At 52.2% G+C, this 21120-nt stretch carries 22 protein-coding genes, 1 tRNA gene and 1 pseudogene; 11 read left to right on the plus strand and 13 right to left on the minus strand.

The window, feature by feature from the left end; translation table 11 throughout:
• Positions 1-126 precede the first annotated feature (126 nt).
• A pseudogene (locus FH603_RS05725) lies at positions 127-499 on the minus strand (heme NO-binding domain-containing protein).
• 496 nt (positions 500-995) lie between these two features.
• On the opposite strand from FH603_RS05725, the gene FH603_RS05730 reads away from it, so the two are divergent.
• Genes FH603_RS05730 through FH603_RS05740 form a run of 3 tightly spaced genes read left to right on the plus strand, consistent with a single transcriptional unit; the run spans position 996 to position 2857 of the window.
• Positions 996-1562 carry a carboxymuconolactone decarboxylase family protein gene (locus tag FH603_RS05730; protein ID WP_186736503.1) on the plus strand — a complete coding sequence of 189 codons (567 nt, stop codon included), beginning with the start codon at positions 996-998 and terminating at the stop codon, positions 1560-1562.
• 5 nt (positions 1563-1567) lie between these two features.
• The gene (locus FH603_RS05735; RefSeq protein WP_186736504.1) at positions 1568-2425 is read left to right on the plus strand and encodes a hypothetical protein; all 858 of its coding nucleotides are present in this window, start codon (positions 1568-1570) and stop codon (positions 2423-2425) included.
• A gap of 27 nt (positions 2426-2452) precedes the next feature.
• On the plus strand, positions 2453-2857 hold the full coding sequence (locus FH603_RS05740) for a response regulator (protein ID WP_186736505.1): 405 nt from the start codon (positions 2453-2455) through the stop codon (positions 2855-2857).
• A gap of 16 nt (positions 2858-2873) precedes the next feature.
• Here the strand turns inward: FH603_RS05740 and FH603_RS05745 are convergent, their stop codons facing one another.
• The 5 genes from FH603_RS05745 to FH603_RS05765 form a co-directional block, all read right to left on the minus strand.
• Positions 2874-3101, minus strand: coding sequence for a hypothetical protein (locus FH603_RS05745; RefSeq protein ID WP_186736506.1), 228 nt, complete (start codon positions 3099-3101; stop codon positions 2874-2876).
• A 219-nt stretch (positions 3102-3320) separates the two neighbouring features.
• The gene (locus FH603_RS05750; protein WP_186736507.1) at positions 3321-3734 is read right to left on the minus strand and encodes a hypothetical protein; all 414 of its coding nucleotides are present in this window, start codon (positions 3732-3734) and stop codon (positions 3321-3323) included.
• Positions 3735-3926: 192 nt separating this feature from the next.
• Positions 3927-5234, minus strand: a complete 1308-nt coding sequence (locus tag FH603_RS05755; protein ID WP_186736508.1) for a Gfo/Idh/MocA family protein — start codon at positions 5232-5234, stop codon at positions 3927-3929.
• A 202-nt stretch (positions 5235-5436) separates the two neighbouring features.
• Positions 5437-5520, minus strand: a tRNA-Leu gene (locus tag FH603_RS05760).
• Positions 5521-5629: 109 nt separating this feature from the next.
• Positions 5630-6868, minus strand: coding sequence for an ABC transporter permease (locus FH603_RS05765; RefSeq protein WP_186736509.1), 1239 nt, complete (start codon positions 6866-6868; stop codon positions 5630-5632).
• Between the two features lie 67 nt (positions 6869-6935).
• Between FH603_RS05765 and FH603_RS05770 the strand changes: the two genes are divergently transcribed.
• From FH603_RS05770 to FH603_RS05780, 3 genes are read left to right on the plus strand one after another with little or no spacing between them, the layout of a single operon-like run.
• Positions 6936-8198, plus strand: coding sequence for an asparagine synthetase B (locus FH603_RS05770; protein WP_186736571.1), 1263 nt, complete (start codon positions 6936-6938; stop codon positions 8196-8198).
• A 36-nt stretch (positions 8199-8234) separates the two neighbouring features.
• Positions 8235-8477 carry a hypothetical protein gene (locus tag FH603_RS05775; RefSeq protein ID WP_186736510.1) on the plus strand — a complete coding sequence of 81 codons (243 nt, stop codon included), beginning with the start codon at positions 8235-8237 and terminating at the stop codon, positions 8475-8477.
• A gap of 20 nt (positions 8478-8497) precedes the next feature.
• A complete protein-coding gene (locus tag FH603_RS05780) occupies positions 8498-9094 on the plus strand; it encodes an ATPase (RefSeq protein ID WP_342355210.1) in 597 nt (198 codons plus the stop codon).
• On the opposite strand, the gene FH603_RS05785 is transcribed toward FH603_RS05780, so the two are convergent.
• Positions 9091-10161, minus strand: coding sequence for a DNA/RNA non-specific endonuclease (locus FH603_RS05785; protein ID WP_186736512.1), 1071 nt, complete (start codon positions 10159-10161; stop codon positions 9091-9093). The genes FH603_RS05780 and FH603_RS05785 overlap by 4 nt on opposite strands.
• 100 nt (positions 10162-10261) lie before the next feature.
• Here FH603_RS05785 and FH603_RS05790 point away from each other — a divergent pair, with 100 nt between their 5' ends.
• Together FH603_RS05790 and FH603_RS05795 are read left to right on the plus strand one after the other, a co-directional pair.
• Positions 10262-11494, plus strand: a complete 1233-nt coding sequence (locus FH603_RS05790) for a BaiN/RdsA family NAD(P)/FAD-dependent oxidoreductase (RefSeq protein ID WP_186736513.1) — start codon at positions 10262-10264, stop codon at positions 11492-11494.
• 103 nt (positions 11495-11597) lie between these two features.
• Entirely contained in the window at positions 11598-12305 is a 708-nt protein-coding gene (locus FH603_RS05795; protein WP_235985391.1) for a hypothetical protein, read from the plus strand.
• 68 nt (positions 12306-12373) lie between these two features.
• Here FH603_RS05795 and FH603_RS05800 read toward each other — a convergent pair whose 3' ends face one another.
• From FH603_RS05800 to uxuA, 6 genes are all read right to left on the minus strand, one after another.
• The gene (locus tag FH603_RS05800; protein WP_186736514.1) at positions 12374-13300 is read right to left on the minus strand and encodes a bifunctional riboflavin kinase/FAD synthetase; all 927 of its coding nucleotides are present in this window, start codon (positions 13298-13300) and stop codon (positions 12374-12376) included.
• A complete protein-coding gene (gene truB / locus FH603_RS05805; protein ID WP_186736515.1) occupies positions 13297-14061 on the minus strand; it encodes a tRNA pseudouridine(55) synthase TruB in 765 nt (254 codons plus the stop codon). Before truB ends, FH603_RS05800 begins: the two co-directional genes overlap by 4 nt.
• Positions 14062-14064: 3 nt before the next feature.
• Positions 14065-14910, minus strand: coding sequence for an undecaprenyl-diphosphate phosphatase (locus tag FH603_RS05810; protein WP_186736516.1), 846 nt, complete (start codon positions 14908-14910; stop codon positions 14065-14067).
• A gap of 86 nt (positions 14911-14996) precedes the next feature.
• On the minus strand, positions 14997-15338 hold the full coding sequence (locus FH603_RS05815) for a DUF3098 domain-containing protein (RefSeq protein ID WP_186736517.1): 342 nt from the start codon (positions 15336-15338) through the stop codon (positions 14997-14999).
• Between the two features lie 123 nt (positions 15339-15461).
• Positions 15462-16346: a cell division protein FtsX gene (locus FH603_RS05820; protein ID WP_186736518.1), complete on the minus strand. Its 885-nt coding sequence runs from the start codon at positions 16344-16346 to the stop codon at positions 15462-15464.
• Between the two features lie 289 nt (positions 16347-16635).
• Positions 16636-17829: a mannonate dehydratase gene (gene uxuA, locus FH603_RS05825; protein ID WP_186736519.1), complete on the minus strand. Its 1194-nt coding sequence runs from the start codon at positions 17827-17829 to the stop codon at positions 16636-16638.
• Positions 17830-17987: 158 nt separating this feature from the next.
• On the opposite strand from uxuA, the gene FH603_RS05830 reads away from it, so the two are divergent.
• From FH603_RS05830 to FH603_RS05840, 3 genes are read left to right on the plus strand one after another with little or no spacing between them, the layout of a single operon-like run.
• On the plus strand, positions 17988-19331 hold the full coding sequence (locus FH603_RS05830; protein ID WP_186736520.1) for an MFS transporter: 1344 nt from the start codon (positions 17988-17990) through the stop codon (positions 19329-19331).
• Positions 19332-19336: 5 nt separating this feature from the next.
• Complete coding sequence (locus FH603_RS05835) at positions 19337-20344, plus strand: sugar kinase (RefSeq protein WP_186736521.1); 1008 nt, start codon at positions 19337-19339, stop codon at positions 20342-20344.
• A 58-nt stretch (positions 20345-20402) separates the two neighbouring features.
• Complete coding sequence (locus FH603_RS05840; RefSeq protein WP_186736522.1) at positions 20403-21074, plus strand: bifunctional 4-hydroxy-2-oxoglutarate aldolase/2-dehydro-3-deoxy-phosphogluconate aldolase; 672 nt, start codon at positions 20403-20405, stop codon at positions 21072-21074.
• Positions 21075-21120: the final 46 nt, after the last annotated feature.

The following is a 21120-nucleotide window of genomic DNA, read 5'->3' on the forward strand; positions in this document are numbered from 1 at the left end:
CGTTTTAACGATCAGGAACTCAACTTTACTGCCATCATCCGACAAGGCGTGTTGCGTTATCCGGGCCTCTTCATTATAGTGCGCCAGCGTCCCCTCAATCAATCCGTATGCCAGGTCGGCTATTTTTCAATTGGATTCATAAACCATCCGTAAGGTTTGGGCATCGGGCCTCTCCATGTAAAAATGAGGCAGTTCGGCATCTGCGTATAGTTTTTTAACCTCTACATGAATATAGTCGTGGACCGAGTTCAGGAAAGAAAACGCATCGGGGGCCGCTACAATGAAGTGCTGGTAGCTAACAACGAACGTTTGAAATAAATACCGGCCAAACTCCCTCAACACATCCGGTACCGGCTGATTCGTATGCTGGCTTACTGTAGTGACCAGACATTTCATGGGGAGGATACGTGCCGGCTGAGGTGTAAGCCCCTCCCGAAGGCAAATCTGCAGTTAACAAGAGTGAATCAACCAACTCATAGCCAAACTTTTGTTCAACCATTTCGAGCAATTGGGTAAATACGATCCCTTTCAATTTAAATCAATTTGGCATTAACGTTACAAAGAACGCTACTAAACCAATTAATATGAATATTCTTTCAATTATATATAAATGTATTTAATGGAAAAGTGCAAAACTTTTCCTGATATAGCTTTTCTATACTAGAAAATGCTTAGCCGTTAGTTACATATCTATTTTCTACCGTGTGTATTATACTAACTGCCATAAAGTAACAATTAGACTTTTCTACATACTAGTAAACTCTAAAATTACTTATATATTAAGTTCGTATAATAAAAATACCTATCCATATACCGTAATGATCTATAAATATCTTTAATAAGCTTATATTTGGTTAATAAGACCCGTTTTTCATTTTTTTGTTTATTTAGGAAATTCTCATCATCAACATAAATATATTGATTATCAACGAGTTATTGGATACGCCATAATAGGTGTATCAACAAGATTCAAGTCTATTAATTTTTACACCGTTATGCAATCAAACTATCCGTTCACCATTGTGCCTTATGAAGAGGCTACGCCAGAAGTCAAACTGATTTATGACGATACCAAACGAGCCCTGGGTTTACCCTTTGTGTTGAACTGGTTCGCCTGCCAGGGCAGTAATCCCCTCCTTTTACAGGGAAACTGGACCAAATTGCGCACCACCCTCGTAGAAGGATCAGTGCCTAACCTGATCAAACAGCTTATTATCTATAATGTGTCGGCCCAGCGTGGATGCCAGTACTGCGCGAAAGCTCATGCCGTGTTTGCCAATGCAATGGGAAAATCGCTGGGTGATAACTTCGTGGTTACCGAAAATTTAGACTCAGACCTGATTCCGGTCAGTTATCGGACGGCCGTAAAAGTCGTTACCAAAGCGGCCCTTCAGTCGGCTTCCGTGACCGCTACCGATTTCGAGCAGTTGGCAGATGCTGGTTTCGATCAGGGTGAGATTCAGGAGCTCATGGCCCAGGCCGATCTGGTCAATATGCTGAATACAATCGCGGATATATCTGGTATCAAGATTGACAACGCATTATTGGAAATCGATAGCTAACCACTGTGTCAACCGTCCTTGCCTTTAAATATCGCCTTATCTATGAGTCTTTATCCCGCTTTTCGAGCGCCCTGAGTCGCTCGACCACGCTGGATCAGGTGAGGCAGTGTTTACAGGGCCAGATCAAGTATTTGTTCGACTACCAACTGGTGCGGTTCAGTTTTTACCAGCAGGGGTATTACGTCACCTTTTCACTCGTCCCAACGGGCTCGAATGTGGTATGCGGTAGTGCCGGTCTACTTTGGAAACACGAGCAAATCCTCAGCGAAAGTCATGTCCCGGCTATCCTCGACGATGCCGCTTTAATTGCCGACAGTTTACAACCATCCCAACTGCGGTTGCCGGAAAAACCTACTCAGATCTGGGGCTGGCATGTGGCATTTTCAGCAGACTCAGGTCTGATCGTATCAGTATTTTCTGGTGGTGATCGACAATTTCAGCCTGCCGACGTTCCTATTCTGCGGATTGCAGTAGAGAATCTGTATGCTAAAATACTGTCGATCAAACTAATCGAAGAACTGGGCAGTAAACAGCAGGAGCTTCAGCTGGCCTTGTCGAACCTTCAGGAGAAGAACGATGTCATCGCCCAGTTAGTAGCCACACAGGAAGCTGTTATTCAGTACCGCACGCAGGAACTGGAGCACAAAAACACAAGGTTGCTGGAAGTTTCCCGCCAGCACGCCCATACAATTCGGGAACCACTATCCCGCATTCTTAGCCTGGCTTACCTGATGGAAACGTTTTCTGCGGAGGAGATCATGGAAGAAATGATGCCGATGCTGGTAGTAACTTCTCACGACCTGGATAAGGCCCTGCAACAGATTATCAGCAGCATCGATGCAGATTTAACAACGGCGGGCTAATGCGGCTTAACTAATTATTTCAACGACATGGACGCAACAATCATGCTGGTCGACGACAGCGCCATCTGTAATTTAATGATGAAAAAGGTGTTGTCCCGCCTATTCGACAACCTGAAGATTCATGACTTTACTGACCCGGAGGTAGCTTATTCAGAACTGCCGACCATCAATCCTTCCCTTATTTTTTTAGACCTGAACATGCCGGAACTCGACGGCTGGGGCTTTTTAAAACAGATGCAGGAATCGGGGCAAAAAAACCGGGTCATCATCCTTACCTCGTCCACCAGTACGCTGGACCAGGCCCGGTGTGCCAGCTTTTCAAACGTAATTGCCTACCATACGAAGCCATTGACTCAGGCGCTGGTCAACTCGCTTATGCAAACCTTTCAGACGGAGAGTTTCTCTGCTGGCAGGCTACCGGCAACACCATAGCCTGCCAGTCAGGCCGTTAGTTACAGGTAGTTACTACGGTAAGGCTGCTGGTCGTGATGGTATTGGCCGTAACAAAGGCCGACACTTCATCATTGCCGCAAACCTGCTGCTTGTTCGTATTGACGGGAGCGGTTCTACTATAGGTTATGGTTTCGCAACTCTTACAATTTTTCTTCTTTAATACGCCCCCTTCACAGGCAGAAAGAAACGCGATAACGGTGACGGCTGCGACTATTTTTAACATGCGTTGAGATCGGTTCAAAGTTTTGTATAAAGCCAACGTTCAGTCCATCGCAAATCGTACGTAAGTCCATCGGTTGTCAGGCGGTAGCTCTTCAGACAAAAGCCATGGAACTAGCCCATACCAACGGGGACCACGTTAAAGCTACGAGACAACATTACAGCGTATGCAGAAAAAGAAACCGGCGATAAGCCGGGTTGTCTGGCGCTGGCCAGACCCTGCTTATCGCCGGGTCGTTAAGATAACGTCGCTACTGGGGTATTGAACGTCCGTATTGTTTTCAGCAGTGATAAAAACAACGTTGGGTTCTTCGATCGATGTCGCGTTCAGACGTCCTTTGAGTGCTTTCGAAAACAAACCGGACGATGGATATATCTGCCCTAGTTTCTTGACGGGATCCCGACCTGCTTCCATCCAGACGATATAGGCCTCTCGGGCTGGACTGAGCATTTTCGGTTCAGCCAGATTCAGCACGTCTACGGTGATGCCGTAGTTGCGGTTTTTGTCTTTCTTGATTTTCACCTGCCCGGTAGCAGCTGGTACGATCGTAGAACTGGAGAAGGAGATTGTTTTGGAACAGGAACTTGCCAGCAAGGCTAGCAACAATCCAAATACGATCAGATTACTGGTTTTCATGGTACGTTGACGTTAATTAACTGGTAGAATTTGTCCAGGTGTCTACAGCAGCCAGGCAGACCGCTATTGACACCTGGACCTCGTTTATTTCTAACCAGCGTAAGCGCCAATTGGTTAACAGAGACGTCGACTAATTCGGGAATTCTGTCCCGGATACGGCTAGTCGGAGAACGATCTACTGCTTGCCGAAGCTTATACCGGATACTGCCATTCGCCCCGGTAGGCCCGGCTCAAAAGCTTGTTCGCTTCGGCATCGTCCGGAATCTGGTTGCCATCCCAGGCCACACTACGGCCCAGTTTCATAGACAACATACCGAGCAAAGCCATATTGGTAGAGCGGTGCCCTATTTCGATGTCACATATGGGCAGTTTGTTGGTTTTGATACTATCCAGGAAATTCGTCCAGAGCTGGGCGATATTCTGGTCATCAGGCTTGTTGAGCTGTGCATCCTGATGAATGGTGGGCTTTTTCGGATCTGATGGGTAGAACGTCCATCCATCGAGCCAGCCCATGTGGAACGTCCCTTCGGTTCCGTAGAAATAAACCCCTACAGCCTGTTGCGGATGCGTCTTCTCCGCCATGTTTCCTCCAAACGTCCGGTGTTCCCAAACGGCCGTAAAATCCTCAAATTCAAACGTAGACACCTGGTGATCGGGCGCATCGGTACTGTCCTGTTTGATCGATCGCCCCCCGGTGGAGTAGATCTTGCGGGGGTGTTTCTCGTCAGTCCACCACAAGATCTGGTCGAGCCAGTGGATACCCCAATCGCCAAGGGTACCGTTCGCATAATCCATGAAGTTACGCCAGCCCCTGGGATGCATGGCCGGGTTGAACGCACGCAGCGGAGCAGGTCCACACCACATGTTCCAGTCCATTTCTTTGGGTGCTTCGCTATCGGGGGTTGGCTTGCCTGCCCCGCCAGCATAATGCACGAACGCCCTCGCCATCCCAATTTTCCCCACCTTACCGGATTTAAGGAACTCCATACCCGACACATTATGGGGCGATATGCGCCGGTGCATGCCGACCTGACAGATACGCCCCGTTTGCCGGGCGGTTTTCACCATAGCCTTCCCTTCGTTGATGGTGTGGCTGATAGGCTTCTCAACATACACATGGGCCCCTGCCTGCATGGCGGCAATGGCAATGAGCGGGTGCCAATGGTCGGGGGTGGCCACAATGACGATTTCGGGCTTCTCTGTGGTCAGCATCTCCCGGTAGTCGCGGTATAGCTTCGGCTGATCGGCCGTTAGCTTGCCAAGCTCCTCACTGGTCTTTTTAAGCTGGCGCGTATCCACATCGCAAAGCGCAACGATTTTCGATTCACCGGCCTGCACGGCGCAACGAAGGATGTTGCCGCCCCACCAGCCTGCGCCCACCACAGCGGTACGGTATTTTTGAGCGGATTTACGGGTAATGAACGCCCGGACCTCCAGCGGGTCGGTAATGAGCGCGGCTCCGGCAAGCGCCGATGTTTTCAGAAAATCAGTACGGTTCATCAGGTAAAGCAGGATGGCCGAATTCAGGAAATTCCAGCCTTGGTCAGGTGTATAGCCTCGACTGATCGTTCGTCAATCGCAATGGATAAAGCAGACACCCCCTTTTTTTTACCATCGACTAGCTGGAATAGCCTACTATTCAGCCAGCGCTTAAAAACAAGAATGCCTGACCGACACGAAGTCAGTCAGGCATTCTTGCTAGTACCGGGTGCCGGACTCGAACCGGCATGTCCTTGCGAACAATGGTGTTTGAGACCATCGCGTCTACCGGTTCCGCCAACCCGGCGTTGAAATCGGTACGTCTGATGTCAAACGTGGGTGCAAAAGTAGGTAAAGGCAATCAAAGGAGAAAGCGGGTGCCGAAAAAATGTTGTTTCTTTTCTGCCCCTTCGTGTTTACTCATACCGCAGAGCCTCGATCGGATCGAGCTTGGAGGCCCGTACGGCGGGATAGATACCAGCAAACAAACCCACGCCTATACAAACGACAAGACCAAGTCCCATCCAGACCCATGGCACGACGAACCCGCCCTTGCCCTGGCTAACGAGGGAGGCAATGATATTACCGATACCAAGTCCCATTACTACTCCGCCTATACCGCCCAGAATGCAGATTACAACTGCTTCGATCAGGAACTGCTCCCGAATACGCTGGGGTGTAGCACCGAGCGACTTACGAATACCGATCTCACGAGTGCGCTCCGTTACCGATACCAGCATGATGTTGAGCAGGGCGATGGCGGCACCCAGCAGGGTGATAAACCCGATGCCGAAGCCGCCAATGCGGAGGTAGCCGGTTATATTTTCGGTTTCTTTGGCCAGATCGTCGGCCCGCTCGATATCGAACGAGTCGGGCTGGCCGAGCGGGTCGCGCCTTACCTGCCGCATAACGCCCCGTGCCTCACCAACGGCTTCGTCCTGATCGCCAACCGTTGGCACCGAGGCTGTAATGGAAAATGTCTGTCGCTGTGACCCCGCCAGCGCGCGGGCGTTATCGAGCGGAATCAGAATCATCCGGTCGTCTCCACCACCCGAAAAACCGCCTTTTTTATCCAGCACCCCTACTATTTTGTACTGGTTGCCCGATACCCGGATCACCTGATTGACGGGATTGAGTTTCTTCTCGAACAATGTCCCAGCCACTTCGCTGCCAATCACGGCTACGTTGAGGCCATAGTCGGTATCGTTCTGCGTCAGGTTACGGCCCGTCTGGAGGGTATAGCCTTTTACCATCAGGTAGGTAGGATCGCCCCCGATCAACTGCACGTTGGGGTTGGTTTTTTTAGAGCCGAACTTGGCCTGAGCCGCGCCGGTAGCCACCGTCGACACCGAAATGGTAGCCCCATACGGAAACCGCCGTTTGAACTGTACGGCGTCAAAATAGTCGATGGGTTCGTCCTGTTTCCGAACGCGTCCGCCCTGCCGGTAATCGTCCTGCCGGGCTACAATACTGAACGTGTTGGCACCAAGACCGGCAAAACTAGTGTTGACCGAATTCTGAAGTCCGTCGATAGCCGTCAGAATACCCACCAGCGAAGTGATACCGATCGCAATGATCAGCGAAGTTAGAATAGTACGCAGTCGGTTGCTGGCAATCGAGCGCAAACCTTCCCGGATGTTTTCGATGAGGTTCATTTAGCACAAAAATTGCTTATCTTTCGTTATGACAAAGCTACCATATGCATTACTAATCGGAAAGCCAATGAAACGGTTGCTGTTACCGCTTATACTAATTCTGACATTGACGGGCCACGTCTGGGCGTCGAGAATCCTGATTCCCATGGACGATGCCCAGAAGAATCACCTTAAAGCATATGGTATTGCTTACTGGGTGCTGAAAACCCACGACACCGAAATCGACTGGCTGCTCAATTACCGGGGTGGCTCGTTCCTGATGCCTCAATCCCAGGCCTTCATTAATGAGATGGTCATCCGGGGCGTAAGCTATGAAGTTATTTCAGATGCCCAGTCGTCGCAGATTCTGGCCGAGGTAGGGGCAGCCGATGCCAACATGGACGCTGTCAAATTGCAAAAGCCCCCCAAAGTAGCGGTGTATTCGCCCAAGACAAAACAGCCCTGGGATGACGCAGTGACGATGGTAATGACCTACGCCGAAATTCCCTATGATGTTGTGTTCGATGAAGAGGTGATGAACGGCAAACTGCCCGAATACGACTGGCTGCACCTCCACCACGAAGACTTTACCGGCCAGTATGGCAAATTCTTCCATTTCAAAGACCAGCCCTGGTACATCGCCCAGAAGCAGGAAGCCGAAAATATCACCCGCAAGTTTGGCTTTACCAAAGTACCTCAACTGAAGCGGGCTGTGGCCCAGAATATCCGCGATTTTGTGCTCGGTGGAGGGTATCTTTTCGCCATGTGCAACGCCACCGATACGTATGACATTGCGCTGGCGGCTCAGAACACCGATATCGTCGATACGTTCTACGACGGCGATCCCGCCGACCCAAATGCTAATAACAAGCTGGATTTCAGTCAGACGTTTGCCTTCCGCAACTTCCAGGTTTATACAAATCCGTATCTTATTGAGTTCTCGAACATCGACAACCAACCCGAAGAGCGCGGCCTGAGCGAACACAACGATTACTTCACGCTATTCCAGTTCTCGGCGAAATACGATCCTATTCCAACCATGCTGACCCAGAACCACATGAACGTCATCAAGGGATTCATGGGCCAGACGACAGCCTTTAAAAAGAACTTTATTAAACCGGAAGTGGTCATCCTGGCCGAAAATCGCTCGGCTAGTGAGGCCCGCTACATTCACTCCCCCTACGGCCGGGGTTTCTTTACGTTCTATGGCGGCCACGATCCGGAAGATTACCGCCACGAAATTGGAGAGGAACCGACCGACCTGAATCTGCATCCCAACTCAGCCGGTTACCGACTGATCCTGAACAACATTCTCTTCCCGGCTGCTAAAAAGAAAAAGCAGAAGACCTGATACATTTTTTTCAAGCCTGGTTAATCAGCTCATTATATGAAGTCATTTCAGGAGGCAAATCAATTGCTTCATTCCCAAGAGTCGAAACAGTTATTCCGGGAAAATCTCATAGAAGAAGCCCGACGAACCGGCACTATGCTTTACTACACTGACTCCGAAGGCCGATGGGTTGAAGAATGGCCCGCCACGGGTGAATTATACGAGGTAAGACGTGATGTAAACACCGATACCATCATTCGAATTGGCACATTGCATCGATCTGAACCTGCCCTATCGTGACCACTGAGGTAGATTATCCAGTGTTGCATCTATTCGCAGGTCCGAATGGCGCAGGAAAATCTACCCTCTTTGCCTTCATGCAAAAAATCTATTTGCTTGATACAGTAAGTCAAATAAATGGAGATGTTATTTATAAAGAGAACCCTCGACTTACGCAGGATGAACTGGCAGCCATTGTTGGTCAATTAGTTAAAGAAAGCTTCCAGAATAGACATTCCTTTTCATTTGAAAGTAACCTAGCCACTTCAGCCAGTTATACCGTCGTTCAATCTGCACGCCAAAAAGGATACCGCATTATACTTCGTTACGTTAATCTCGATAGTGCAACACATTGTAGAGATCGTGTTATTGAACGCGTTAGCAAAGGCGGACATGATGTACCGTATGCAATCATCGAGCAACGCTATAAAAACGCCTTGTCGCTTATCAAGCAGCATTACCTGCTGTTCGACGATATTGATTTCATCGATAACTCAGCAGGCAGCTTCACATCGGTACTGCGAGTCGAAACGGGTAAACTAACCTATCAGGCAGAAAAGCTCCCCGCCTGGGCAGTCGGTATTGTTAACCATATCAGGATGATGGAGAAGGCCATCCGCAAAACCAACGCCGACTAGTACGAAAACCACTCGTCGACCATTTCGCCCCGGCCTTTGCTTTCCAGGCTGCGCTCCAGATCGTCGGGTAGCCGCGGAAAGAAGTCGATACCGGTCAACTGCTCGATCTGATCGACGGGTACCACAAATTGCTTCAGCGAACTGTTACTGGCTTTATTGTCGAGCAGAAAACCGATCATTCGTACATTGGGCTTATCGCAGTATAAAATCACTTTATAGAACTTACCCGGCACGCTCACTTCGTTGGCCCGGCCAATAGTAGGTAAGCCCGGTTTCAGAACGGAGCCCGTTACCACATACAGGCCATTGTCCCGTACCGCCCACCGCCTGACCAGTTCTTCCAGCTCCTTCCAGATGCCCCGGTTAAACTGCGGTTCCTGTGGACTCACATTGCTCATGTAGAATGATTCGCGGGTAAGCCGCTGCGAGAATTTGAAATCGCCGGCCGGTGCCAGGTGTCCCCGATCGTAGCCCGACCGGGTATAGTCCGATGGCAGCGCCGTACCGGTTTCTACCAGCGGATCGGGTTTGAACTGCTCCCCATCCCGGTCAGCATCGCCCGTTATTTCGTTGGCCAGCAGGGGATAGGCGACCCAGTCGGCATTTTTATAGGCATCGCGGTAACGTAGCACATACCCGTCCCGACGCACCACTTCGTCTGCTGACTGAAAGGCAGGCAAGGCAAAGTCGACCTGCTTCTCGAAGTCGAACATCGTTTTACCCGGCGCTGCATCCGACGCATTACCATTTTTATCGCTGGCCGAACCAGAGGGCCGCTCGTCACCGGCTTTATCCTCCGATGAGCCGCTCCCCTTGTCGGACGCTACATCTTCATCAGGTTCGGGTGCTTTGTAGGGATTATCAGGCTGTTTATCGGGTCGGGAGCGGCCCAGTCCTACGAGATGGCGAATGTCGTTCCAGAAAGCAACAACGGGCTGCGTTCGGCCGCCATAATGTAGAAATAGCCCGATCAGGAAAAAGATAAACAGCAGCACCAGCGTGTTGCCGCGTAGCCGGAAGCCCCGGCGATGGTATTTTTTCGTATTAAATCGTGGATTGAAACGCATAAGAGCAAATCTACGAACGAACTTTGGGCTTTGACACCGTTACCATTTTGTTGCCCGAGATGGTACGAACTCAAAAACCCTGAACTAGTGTTCCTGTACTATGTCTTCCTTGTCTATTGTAGTTATTGGCGGAGGAGCCGCCGGCTTTTTCGGGGCTATCACAGCCGCCGAAACGTTCCCGGATGCCACCGTCACGATTCTGGAGAAAACCCGCACCGTGCTCAACAAAGTCCGTATCTCGGGCGGTGGTCGCTGTAATGTTACCCACGCTTGCTTCGACAACCGGCAGTTGACTAAACATTACCCACGGGGCGAAAAACCCCTGCGCCCCCTGCTGAACCAGTTCGACGCTATGGCAACAGTACGCTGGTTCGAGAGCCGGGGCGTGGCCCTGAAAACCGAAGCAGACGGACGTATGTTTCCCGAGACCAACACCTCCGAAACCATTGTAGACTGCCTGCTCAATACCGCCCGTCGGCTGGGCATCGAAATCCGCACCAGTTGCGGGGTCAGCGCGCTTGTACAGCAACCCGGTCATCCCGGCTGGCAGCTTACTCTGCTCGATGGCAGTCTGCTGATGGCCGACCGCGTTTTGGTCGCTACGGGCGGCTACCCCCAGCTTCCCTCCTACCACTGGCTACCCGATCAGGCCGAGCCGCTGCAATCGCCGGTCCCGTCGCTGTTTACGTTTCATGTACCCAGCAGTCCGTTTCTGTCGCTGGCGGGCGTATCGGTACCCGATGCGGCTGTGTATGTCGTAAACACGAAACAGGAGCAGCGGGGGCCGTTGCTGATCACCCACTGGGGTTTTAGCGGCCCGGCTATTCTGCGCTTGTCGGCCTGGGCAGCCCGTGAACTGGCCAACGTCGACTACCGGTTCACCCTGCGCGTAAACTGGGTACCCGTTTATAACGATAGCACCCTGCGCGCGGCCCTGCAGGAGTTCCGCCAGCAGAACGGTCGAAAGCTCGTATCGTCGCAGAACCCCTTCGGACTCCCATCCCGGCTTTGGCAGATGATGGTACAGGAAGCCGGCGTTGTCGATGACCAGCGCTGGGCCGACCTTCCGGCCAAACTCCTGAACCGACTGGCTGACCGGCTTACCAACAGCCAGTTTCAGGTGACGGGCAAGAGTACATTTAAAGAAGAGTTTGTTACCTGCGGAGGAATTTCGCTCGGCGGTCTGCATCCCCAGACACTCGAAAGCAAAACGCAACCAGGCCTGTTTTTTGCCGGTGAAGTACTTGACATAGATGGCATTACAGGGGGGTTCAACTTCCAGAGCGCCTGGACAACGGGCTATGCGGCCGGTTCGCACATTGGCCAACGTTGATTTGTCGGTCGTTTCTTTCCAACCCTTTTCCTGACTACTGAGTCATGATGATACGTTCCGGAGCGTATTCACCCTGTATTTTTTTACCAATTCTCAGTAGTACATGAAACGATTTGCAAAACCAGCCCTGGCGTTGATAACCTTCTTTAGTATTGCCTGCCAGGACAACTCAACGATTACGCCTGTGCCTGTTACCGGCGTTTTACTGGACAACTCATTTGCCAGTACCCAGAATGGCTGGGAAGGCGACGTATCGGATTACGGCGTCGAGCAGCAGTCTCTTATCGAGTTCTCGTTTACACACACTAATCTACCAGCCCCGCTGGATCAGTCGCAGAAATCATTGCGGGTCTTCGGTCGCAACCGCAGTGACGACCTGTTTATGTTTGTTCGTAAACAACTGACGGGCCTGGCACCCAATACGGATTACAAATTACAGTTCGACGTGGAACTGGCCTCTAAATACCCTTCGAGCAGCTTTGGGATTGGAGGCTCACCGGGCAGCAGTGTCTTTTTAAAAGCCGGTGCTACAGCAACGAAGCCAGAGAAAGTACTCGATGGCAATTTCTACCATCTGAGCGTCGACAAAGGCACCCAGTCCGAAGAAGGCAAAGTAACATCGCTGCTGGGCAATGTTGGAACCGGGAAAGATGTAGAAGAGTATACGCTGATTCAGCGCTCGAACAAAGAGCAGCCCCTGACGGCCCGAACCAATGCTCAGGGTGAGTTGTGGGTGTTCGTTGGTACCGACTCCGGTTTCGAAGGCGATCAGGCTTTATACTATAGCCGCATCAAGGTAACGGCTTTGTAGGCAGTGACCGAGTCAATAGATCAGGCGTTGATCAGACCTGTTTTTCAGCTGATCAACGCCTGATTTGTTTAGGCTAGCCGGGCGCGCGCTGCGTCTTCGTCCTGCTTCAGCTGAGCAACCAGCGCTGGCAAACCGTCGAACTTCTGTTCAGGACGAAGAAAATCCCGGAACCGAAGCGTCAGGTGTTCGCCATAGATATCTTTGTCGAAATCGAAAATGTACGTTTCAATGGTCTGGTTCGTGCCGGCTACGGTAGGCCGAAAGCCGATATTGAGCATACCGCCGAGAAGTTGACCACCATAGTCTACCTCGACAGCATAAACCCCATTGGCCGGGATAAGCTTGTTCGCATCGTCGACCTGCATGTTCGCCGTCGGAAAGCCAATTGTGCGGCCTAGCTGCCGTCCTTTGACAATGGTGCCTGTCAGGCTGTAGGGACGCCCCAGAAACCGGTTGGCGGTCTGAATATTTCCCTCATTCAGCGCAGCCCGAATTTTCGATGAACTGACGCCCACCGCTTCGACATCCTGCCGGGGTATTTCTTCAACCTCGAAGCCGTATTCGCTCTGGTGGGCCTGAATGTAATCGAAGCCTCCTTCCCGGTCGCGGCCAAAGCGGTGGTCGTACCCAATCACCAGCTTCCGGGTCCCGATCTTTTCAATTAGGATCTGGCGGATATATTCACCGGACGACAGTTGCGAAAAAGACCGCGTAAACGGGATTACCACCAGGTAATCGACTCCTGCCTGATCGATAAGTTCGATTTTCTCGTCCAGCGTCGTTAGCAGTTTGAGATCCTGGCTGTCGTTGGAAACAACAGTACGGGGATGAGGCCAGTAGGTAATCAATACAGACGGGCCGTTGCTGGCTTTAGCGACTTCAGTAAGCCGGGTCAGTATAGTTTGGTGGCCCCGGTGAACACCGTCGAAAGTACCGCTTGTTACAACGGCGTTGGCAAGGGGCTGTAGGTCATCGAGACCACGATAAACGATCATAATAGTGTATCAGATGCAGGTAGTTCAGACTCGACAGGCCGAACCTCATCGGCCAGTTGCTTGTCCCGGTTCTCCCGACATTTGGTAATGAAGTTATCGAGCGTGTCAGCGTCGTCTACCCGAAAATCGCCGATGCGCGTCCGGCGAAGGGCACTCATATACGCACCATTGTTGAGCAGCAGACCCAGATCACGCACCAGACTACGAATATATGTTCCTTTTGAACACACGATGCGAAAATCTACCTCCGGAAACCGGCGGCTATCCGTCTCGAATACAGACACCGTTACCTGTCTGCTTTTGATATCGATGGTCTCCCCGCGACGGGCTTTTTCGTACAGGCGTTCGCCATTGACCCGCACAGCCGAATAAATAGGCGGTATCTGCATGATGTCGCCCGTCAGTTGCCGTGCCGCATCCTGAATCTGGTCGGCGGTAATCCCGGCCGGATCAGACTCACTGTCGAACTCCGTTTCCAGATCGACCGAAGGCGTAGTTTTTCCCAGCACGAGTGTTCCGGTATATTCCTTTTCCTGTGCCTGGTACTGATCGATCTGTTTAGTCATCTTACCGGTACACAGAATAAGCAGGCCCGTAGCCAGCGGGTCGAGCGTTCCGGCATGGCCTATCTTCTTGAACTTACAGGCGTATTTGAGCTTGTTGGCCACATCGAACGACGTCCAGGTTAGCGGTTTATCGATCAGGATCAGCTGGCCAGGGTCAGGTTGTCCGGCATCGACAGGCTTCTTGGGTTGTTCCATGCGTTACAACACGTCTAGTTTAACCCCCGCTGCGGCTAGGCCCAACAGAATCAGACCCAGCACGATCCGGTAGTATCCAAAGACTTTGAAACCATATTTTGTCAGGAAACCGACAAACGCACGGATGGCCAGTAAGCCAACGACAAACGCAATAGCGTTGCCGATGAGCAGCGTCTGGTAGTCGCTGGGTTGAAGCAGTTTATAGGTCTTGAGGAGCTTGTAACCCGACGCAGCCGCCATTGTCGGCACGGCCAGAAAGAACGAGAACTCGGCCGCCTGCGTGCGGGTGAGTCCCTGAAACATACCGCCAATGATCGTAGCCGCCGAACGCGACACACCCGGTATCATGGCAATACACTGGAAAAAACCAATTCGGAGCGCATCAGGAGCCGTGACGTCAAGGTCTTTGGGTGCCCGGTTAACGATCTTGTCGATATAGACCAGTATAACCCCGCCCACCAGCAGCGTCACAGCGACCACAGTTACGTTTTCGAGAAGCGAATCGATGAAATCATCCAGTAAAAAACCGATGACAGCGGCAGGCAGAAAGGCAATCAGGATTTTAGCGTAAAAGTCGACCATCCGCTGCGTTTTCTGCGGAAACTGCTTCACCCAGTCGGGCGCTTCGAAGTCGTCAGTTCGGGTGTCGAGCAGGAACCGGCGGTGATAAAGCACCAGCACCGACAGTATGCAGCCAAACTGAACGTTGACGGTATAAAGCTTGGTGAATTCATTCCCGGCGATGCCCGCCAGCGAGGAGTAGATAATCATGTGACCTGTTGAGGAAACCGGCAGAAATTCGGTAAGTCCTTCAATGATGGCCAGGGCAATCGCGTGAATCAGATCCATTCAAAAAAGTTATTCGGTTGTAAAGCTGTAAAGTTGGCTGACACAAACCCAACTTTACAACTTTACAACCGAATAACTGAATAACTTCATTTGACTGGTCGGGCCAGAATAGCAAAGAATTCGAGCATAAAACCGCCCATTACAACAATTGGGCCGAGCGTCAGGCCCAAAAATCCGAAGCCAAATTCCTCTTTATCAAGGCTCATAATAAAAAAGCCCAGCAGGATAACGCCGATCCCCAGGAGCATGAGCGTATAGTTACGCCGACCAAACGGCAGCGCAGCCGCCGGATCAGCCCGGCGCGTAGGTTCGGCCATGAGGGGCCGGGTTGGTACGGTTCTGGTGACCGGCACATCGGCAACCGTCGCTTTTTTGACAGTTTCCTCGTGGGTCAGTGTGGCCGAGCCATATTGTTTGTCCTTTGCCATGTTCGTCTTTTTTTAATGTATAGAGAACAAAAGAGAATGGAAAACGGCTTTCGATCAGCCCAAATTCTCCGTCTGCTGTTCAGTTAAGACCGCTCCGGCGCACCTGCACCAAACAGTCATTCGTTAATACAACTCATCCAGCGTCAGCCCCAGGTACCGATGAACGGCCTGAAACGTGCTTATAAAACCAATCAACACACCCAGCCCCAGTATACCCGCCAGCAGCATCGCTATCTTTTCAGGCTCCTGAAACGACTCCAGCTCGGGCAGGTTATGAATAGCGATCTGGAGTGCAGCCAGCAGCAGAACCACCGCGATAACCCCCGCAATCAGCCCCTGCATGATACCCCGGCCCAGAAAGGGTTTTGTAATAAACCCGTTCGTGGCCCCTACCAGTTGCATACTGCGAATCAGCAGCCGTTGCGAATGAAGTGCCAGCCGGATAGTGTTGTTCATCAGCACAATGATGATGAAGAGCAACACTACAGCGAAAGCCGACATCACAATATAAATCTTGGTGATGTTCCGGTTTATGCTGTCGACCAGGTTCTCCTGATAAACCACTTCGAACACCCCGTCGATCTGCTCCAGATCCTCTTTCACGCCCTGCAACTTGGCTTCTTCGAAATACGCTTCGTTCAGCTTGATCCGGTAGCTGTCGCGCAGTGGATTTTCGCCCAGGAATTTCGAGAAGTCTTCTTTCGTCTCTGCAATAAATTCTTTAGCAGCTACATCTTTTGTTACCAGACTAATTTGCGGCTCTCCTCCGGCGGTTGTCAGAATATAAGGCCGCTCGGCGATGGCCTTGAACAGCTTTTTAAACTTCGCTTCGTCCAGGCCTTTATCGAGAAAAACCCGCATCTCGTAATTTTCACGGATGAACGTCACCAATCGTTTCGACTGGATAGCCAGCAGCCCGCAAAAGCCAATTAAAAATAACGCCAGCGTCAGGCTAAATAAAATCATGCCGCTGGGATACGTACCTACTTTCTTCTTCGTACGAGCCATTCAGGGGTTCGTGTTATTGAGACAAAAATAACAGTTCCAACACGGGAACGGCCCAATTTAAGAAAATTTAAGGGAGCTTCGGGGAAATGTAGCGATCTATTATCCAGCGCTGCCTGCCCCGTACTCCCTTAACGGTCTAACCTGAAGACGCTTGAACGACCAATAAACGAGCGTTTTACTACGCAGCCATCCAGAACCGATAGCCCGTTGTAAGGCTAACGGTTAATTTCTGCCGCTTATTTCAATCGGTACCCTTAGTGGCACGGTTGCCTTGTGAAACGATCAGGATTCAGGACAGTCCATACATGAGTCCACGCAGTTCGGCCAGCCCGCGCAGCCGCCCGATTGCCGTATAACCGGGATTTGTTCGTTTACCCGACGTCAGGTCGTCTAGCATCCGATGGCCATGATCGGGCCGGAACGGCATTCGGGCGTCGGAACGGCCTGCGGCCTGCCGACGCCGTTGTTCAGCCAGCAAGGCCCGCATCACACCCACCATCGGTACATCCCCTTCGAGGTGGTTAGCCTCCTGAAAACTAACCCAGGCCGGATGACCCTCGACGCTATGCCGCTCCGTACTGCGTAGGTGAATGAAATGAATATGGGGCCCCAACCGTTCGACCATACCAACGAGGTCGTTGTCGGGCCGGACGCCGTAGGAGCCCGTACAGAAGCAGATCCCATTGGCCGGCGAGTCGGCCGCAGCCAGCAGCGCGCGGGCGTCGGCCTCCGTACTGACAACGCGTGGCAACCCCAGAATCGGGTACGGCGGATCGTCGGGGTGAATGGCAAGCCTAACCCCCGCCGACTCGGCAACGGGCACGATCTCGCGCAGGAAGGCATACAGGTTCTGCCGCAGTTCCCGGTCGCCCACATCGGCATACATGGCCAGCGCATCGCGAAATTGCTCCACGGTATAGCTTTCCTCTGAGCCGGGCAAGCCCGCGATGATAGTACGGGTCAGGCGCTTCACCTGCGTGTCGCTCATGGCATCGAGTTGACTACGCGCCCGCCGTTTCTGCTCGTCATTGTATAAATACTCGGCTCCGGGCCGTTGCAGGACATACAACTCGAAGGCCGCAAACTCAACGGCGTCGAACCGCAGGCCCGTGGAGCCGTCAGGCATTGGAAAGTCAAGGTCGGTGCGGGTCCAGTCGAGCACGGGCATGAAATTATAGCATACCGTATCGATGCCCGCCTGAGCCAGGTTGACGATGGACTCTTTATAATTGTCGATATAGCGCTGAAACGATCCGGTGCGGGTTTTGATCCCTTCATGGACCGGAATGCTTTCTACTACCGACCAGGTCAGGCCAGCCGCTTCGATCTGCTTTTTCCGGTTCTGAATTTCTTCCAACGGCCAGACGTCGCCGTTAGGAATGTGGTGAAGTGCGGTAACGATGCCGGTAGCACCCGCTTGCCGCACATCGGCAAGGGATACCGGATCGTTGGGCCCGAACCAACGCCATGTTTGTTCAATCATAAGGAGGTAGTTAATAAGTAGTACGTTGGTAAGTCATTCAGTGGCAAGTTCTTGTTGACGGAGCTAACCAGAGGCTCGTCAGCTGGCGACTTACCGGCCAACCGGATTAGGTAAAAAAGCAGATAGGGCTGCTTTTCTCATCAAAAGCCCTTATTCTCTTGGTAAATTCTACTACATCCGGCCGCTTTCGGTGGCGCATCGTTGCGCTGCTGTTCATTGCCACGACAATCAACTATGTCGACCGGCAGGTCCTTTCGTTTACAATGACCGATGAAGTATTTCGGAAAGAAATGCTGGATCTGGCACCGGATGCTACGCTGACGAAAGAAGCGACCGACCGTTTCAAGGTACTTTACGGCGACGTCGATGCGGCCTTTAAATTTGCTTATGCCATTGGTTTTCTGCTGGCGGGCTGGCTCATCGATAAAATCGGCACCAAAAAGGGCTTTTCCATCGGTATCGTTGTCTGGAGCCTGGCCGGGATGCTGACCGCTTTTGTTGGCAATATAGCTGGCCTTCGGTGGGCGCGCGCCTTGTTGGGCCTGGGCGAAGCCGCCAATTTCCCATCCTCCATCAAAACCGTTTCCGAATGGTTTCCCCGACGGGAACGATCTTTCGCGAATGGCCTTTTCAATGCCGGGGCCAACGTAGGTATTATCCTGACAGCCCTTGCCGTTCCTTATCTGATTATTCAGTTTGGCTGGCGCAGTTCATTTTTAGTGACAGGAGTGCTTGGATTCGGCCTCTTGCTGCTGTGGTGGTTTACCTATAGCAAGCCCGAACAGAACCCAAAATTATCGCCCGATGAGCTGGCTTACATCCGCAGCGACGACGAGACGATCGTGCCGGTTAAAGTTTCATGGGGCCGCTTACTCGGCTACAAACAAACCTGGGCGTTTGCCGTCGGCAAGTTTATGGCCGATCCCATCTGGTGGTTTTATATGTCGTGGCTTCCCGATTTCTTCAATTCCAACGACGCCCTCGACCAGAAACTTGACCTGAAAAGCTTCGGCGTTCCGTTCCTGATCATTTATGTTGTCTCCGACGCAGGCAGTATCTTCTTTGGCTGGCTCACGACGCAGTTCATGAACCTCGGCTGGACGGCCAACCGGGCCCGCAAAACCACTATGCTCATCTGTGCGTTATGTGTGGTGCCTATCTTCTTTGCGGCTCAAACCAGCAGTTTAACGGTGGCCATTGCTTTAATTGCCATAGCAACGGCGGCCCATCAGGGCTGGTCGGCAAACATGTATACCTTTGCATCGGACTTATTTCCCAAAAATGTGGTTGCCTCTGTAACCGGTATTGGTGGTATGTTCGGCGCGGTTGGCGGTATTCTGCTGGCGTTGCTGGCCGGACGTATCATTACGGCCTTTGGTTATTTGCCCATGTTTATCATTGCCAGCTGCGCTTACCTGATTGCACTGGTGATTATTCACCTGATTCTGCCCAATATGGAGCCGATCAAAACAGAAGAATTGATAAAGGAACCCGTCGCCTGACCTGAATGAAACTAATTACCTTCGGCGAAGTCATGCTTCGACTCAGCCCAACGGGTGTCGACCGCCTGACCCAGTCCAGCACATTGACTATGCATTTTGGCGGTACCGAAGCTAACGTCGCCGTATCGATGGCGCAGTTTGGCGTACCGGTTGCTCACGTCTCCCGCTTTCCCAACCACGCTATAGGCCAGGCGGCAGCGGGCTATCTGCGCCGATATGGTGTCGACACACAGTCTGTTCGTTTTGGCGATGGCCGTATGGGACTCTATTTTCTGGAAACCGGTGCCGGAACCCGGGCCAGTCAGATCATCTACGACCGCGTCGACTCGGCTTTCTCGCGTATCAAGCCCGACGAAATCGACTGGGAGTCCATTCTGGCTGGCACCCCCGAATCGCCGGTTAGCTGGTTCCACTGGACGGGCATTACGCCCGCCCTGTCGCAGGGGGCCGCCGACTGTCTGCTGGCCGGTATCCAGACCGCCAACCGCCTGGGCATCCCCGTGTCGGGCGATATTGTCTACCGCAGCAATCTATGGCAATACGGCCGAAGTCCGAAGGAGATCATGCCGGCGCTGACGGAAGGCTGTACGCTGGTCTTAGGCAGCAAATCATTATTTTCAGAGCTTTACGGCGTTGTCGGCAGCACCTTTCAGGAAGCGGGCCGTGCACTGATGCAGCGTTTTCCGAACATACGTTATGTGACCGACACCAAGCGAAACTCGGTCAGCGCGTCGCACAACCAGCTGTCGGCCAAGCTATTCGACGGCGAGACGGTCTATAAATCACGGCTGTACGACATCCAGCCGATTGTCGACCGTATTGGTACGGGCGACGCCTACATGGCTGGCCTTATTTACGGTTTGCTCACGTTCAATGATCCGCAGCGGGCCGTTGAATTTGGCGCAGCGGCCTCGGCCCTGAAGCATACTATTGCCGGCGACGTTAATCTGGCTACCGTGGCCGAAGTCGAAACCCTGGAACGGGGTGATGGGTCGGGCCGGTTAAAACGATAAATAAACTGGCGTCGCGGCTTATTCGATAGTTTTGACGCCTGCACATGAACTTTACCCTATGGCTCGTACTTCCCGCCTGACCGTTTATCAGACTATCCGGCAAATACCGCTGGTTCCTGTATTTTATCATCCCGATGCCGACGTATGCGCCGGTGTGCTGGCGGCCTGCTACCGGGCAGGCGTTCGGGCATTCGAGTTTACCAACCGGGGCGATTTCGCCCACGAACGCTTTGCCAACCTGAGCCGGTTGTGTGCCCGCGATTTCCCCGATATGGCGCTTGGTGCCGGTACGATTCTGGACGCGCCAACGGCGGCCCTTTATCTACAGCTGGGTGCCGATTTCATTGTCGGGCCCACGTTCAGCGACGAGGTAGCCCGGGTATGTAACCGCCGGAAAGTGGCTTACCTGCCCGGCTGCGCTACTCTCACCGAAATCACTACGGCCCACGAATCGGGGGTCGAGATCGTAAAGGTATTTCCGGGCGACGTGCTGGGGCCTGCCTTCATCAAAAGCCTGCACGGCCCGCTGCCGTTTGCCAGTGCCATGGTAACGGGGGGCGTTGAACCGAACCGCGAAAGCCTGACAAAATGGTTCGGTGCGGGTGTGGTAGCGGTTGGAATAGGCTCCCAGCTTTTCCCGAAAGCCGTACTGGCCGAACGTGCTTTCGATAAAATCGAAACTCTGGTTCACGATGTTGTTCGTATTATTGCTGAATTGAGCAGTCGATGAGTTGCTCAGTTGCTGAGTTGGTCAGTTAATGAATGCAGCCATGTTA

It is taken from the genome of Spirosoma utsteinense (assembly GCF_014282275.1).
GTDB lineage: Bacteria > Bacteroidota > Bacteroidia > Cytophagales > Spirosomataceae > Spirosoma > Spirosoma utsteinense.

Excerpts from the sequence above, each read along its gene's own strand:
- FH603_RS05730 (WP_186736503.1), top strand. The coding sequence starts at position 996 with ATGCAATCAAACTATCCGTTCACCATTGTGCCTTATGAAGAGGCTACG.
- FH603_RS05740 (WP_186736505.1), top strand. The coding sequence starts at position 2,453 with ATGGACGCAACAATCATGCTGGTCGACGACAGCGCCATCTGTAATTTA.
- FH603_RS05745 (WP_186736506.1), bottom strand. The coding sequence starts at position 3,101 with ATGTTAAAAATAGTCGCAGCCGTCACCGTTATCGCGTTTCTTTCTGCC.
- FH603_RS05750 (WP_186736507.1), bottom strand. The coding sequence starts at position 3,734 with ATGAAAACCAGTAATCTGATCGTATTTGGATTGTTGCTAGCCTTGCTG.
- FH603_RS05755 (WP_186736508.1), bottom strand. The coding sequence starts at position 5,234 with ATGAACCGTACTGATTTTCTGAAAACATCGGCGCTTGCCGGAGCCGCG.
- FH603_RS05765 (WP_186736509.1), bottom strand. The coding sequence starts at position 6,868 with ATGAACCTCATCGAAAACATCCGGGAAGGTTTGCGCTCGATTGCCAGC.
- FH603_RS05770 (WP_186736571.1), top strand. The coding sequence starts at position 6,936 with ATGAAACGGTTGCTGTTACCGCTTATACTAATTCTGACATTGACGGGC.
- FH603_RS05775 (WP_186736510.1), top strand. The coding sequence starts at position 8,235 with ATGAAGTCATTTCAGGAGGCAAATCAATTGCTTCATTCCCAAGAGTCG.
- FH603_RS05785 (WP_186736512.1), bottom strand. The coding sequence starts at position 10,161 with ATGCGTTTCAATCCACGATTTAATACGAAAAAATACCATCGCCGGGGC.
- FH603_RS05790 (WP_186736513.1), top strand. The coding sequence starts at position 10,262 with ATGTCTTCCTTGTCTATTGTAGTTATTGGCGGAGGAGCCGCCGGCTTT.
- FH603_RS05795 (WP_235985391.1), top strand. The coding sequence starts at position 11,598 with ATGAAACGATTTGCAAAACCAGCCCTGGCGTTGATAACCTTCTTTAGT.
- FH603_RS05800 (WP_186736514.1), bottom strand. The coding sequence starts at position 13,300 with ATGATCGTTTATCGTGGTCTCGATGACCTACAGCCCCTTGCCAACGCC.
- truB (WP_186736515.1), bottom strand. The coding sequence starts at position 14,061 with ATGGAACAACCCAAGAAGCCTGTCGATGCCGGACAACCTGACCCTGGC.
- FH603_RS05810 (WP_186736516.1), bottom strand. The coding sequence starts at position 14,910 with ATGGATCTGATTCACGCGATTGCCCTGGCCATCATTGAAGGACTTACC.
- FH603_RS05815 (WP_186736517.1), bottom strand. The coding sequence starts at position 15,338 with ATGGCAAAGGACAAACAATATGGCTCGGCCACACTGACCCACGAGGAA.
- FH603_RS05820 (WP_186736518.1), bottom strand. The coding sequence starts at position 16,346 with ATGGCTCGTACGAAGAAGAAAGTAGGTACGTATCCCAGCGGCATGATT.
- uxuA (WP_186736519.1), bottom strand. The coding sequence starts at position 17,829 with ATGATTGAACAAACATGGCGTTGGTTCGGGCCCAACGATCCGGTATCC.
- FH603_RS05835 (WP_186736521.1), top strand. The coding sequence starts at position 19,337 with ATGAAACTAATTACCTTCGGCGAAGTCATGCTTCGACTCAGCCCAACG.
- FH603_RS05840 (WP_186736522.1), top strand. The coding sequence starts at position 20,403 with ATGGCTCGTACTTCCCGCCTGACCGTTTATCAGACTATCCGGCAAATA.